The organism is Endozoicomonas sp. ONNA2, from assembly GCF_024606365.1.
Taxonomy (GTDB): domain Bacteria; phylum Pseudomonadota; class Gammaproteobacteria; order Pseudomonadales; family Endozoicomonadaceae; genus Endozoicomonas.
Genome location: NZ_JAHHPO010000539.1, coordinates 1 through 1,148 on the forward strand (window position 1 = coordinate 1; position 1,148 = coordinate 1,148).

1 protein-coding gene is annotated in these 1,148 nt (G+C 49.0%); it reads right to left on the bottom strand.

Going from position 1 to position 1,148, the window contains the following annotated elements; genetic code table 11:
- Nucleotides 1-292: 292 nt before the first annotated feature.
- A complete protein-coding gene (locus KDK14_RS09495) occupies nt 293-1,042 on the bottom strand; it encodes a hypothetical protein (RefSeq protein ID WP_257264861.1) in 750 nt (249 codons plus the stop codon).
- Nucleotides 1,043-1,148 lie beyond the last annotated feature (106 nt).

Consider the following 1,148-nt stretch of genomic DNA (forward strand, 5'->3'; position numbering starts at 1 on the left):
ATATTCATGGGGTTGATATTCATGGGGTTGATATTCATGGGGTTGATATTCATGGTAAAGGGCATCTCTGATAAAAGAATCTGGCGTTTTACGTACGGCAACCTATAGGATGCTCAAGCCAGGAAAAAGTTCCTGCTGGCAGGCAATGAGGGAATCCCGGCGCATTCACAACCACACCCGTGCCGTTCAGACATTACGGAGATTAGTACGCAACACGTGGCTGTGTTTGCAAAATGGAAATTTTTATTCTCGATTTTTTACCATCCTCGCGACGGGATCGCCCAGAGGAGCGTTATTCTTGGCCAGCTTCCTGGAGATGAGCTTCTGTTTCAGTTCCGTCAGGTGATCTTTGCCGTACCATCTCTGCGGAACCGCTCTGCAGGATTTCTTCAGCAGACTCTGACTGCCGACGGATTCTCCCGGAACTATCCGTGGCAACCTCAGGGCTCTGGCTCACCGTGGTTTTTAATCCAAGACGATCTGCAGCCATTTTGGCACCGGAAACGGCTGCCTTTGCAGTAAAGTCCAGCCCTTTTCCCAGTAGATATCCAACACCGGCACCCACCATGGTTGAGCTGGGGAGAGCCACCAGACGTTCGGCCATGTGAGCGATATTGCCACTGCAAGCAACGGGAGGTGCTGACGGATTGACAAGGTTGCAGGCTGGTCGATAAGGGAAGGGGCCGTGCATCAAGCCTAAGTAGGCACCTGCGTAGGTTGATGCTTTGACAATGCTGGAATCCTCACTGAAAGGGGTAAGATGGTTAGTCATAACCGTGGATACGGCATCAGTAATAGCCACAGATGCATTCCAAAGGGTGGCAACACCGTGATGGACACTTTGAGCGAACAGGTATACCGAGGTGCCACAAACGCCAGCATAACCGGCGCGAAGCAGATAGTTGTCGCCAACATGGGCAGCGGAGACGCGATAGCCAAAAATAGTCGATGCAATGGTAAATCCCGCAACCAAAATTTCAGCAAATCCATCAGTGTTGTTAACAGCATTGTTATTGGTGCCAGCACCTGAGTTGACATTCATTGTTGAGTTTCCCTGATAAAATAAACGGACATTTTGCATAACTTTCGAGACTTAGGAGTCGTCTAAAAATAACTTTCCCATTTTAAACTCAGTGTTCTTGATGATT

Excerpts from the sequence above, each read along its gene's own strand:
- KDK14_RS09495 (WP_257264861.1), bottom strand. The coding sequence starts at position 1,042 with ATGAATGTCAACTCAGGTGCTGGCACCAATAACAATGCTGTTAACAAC.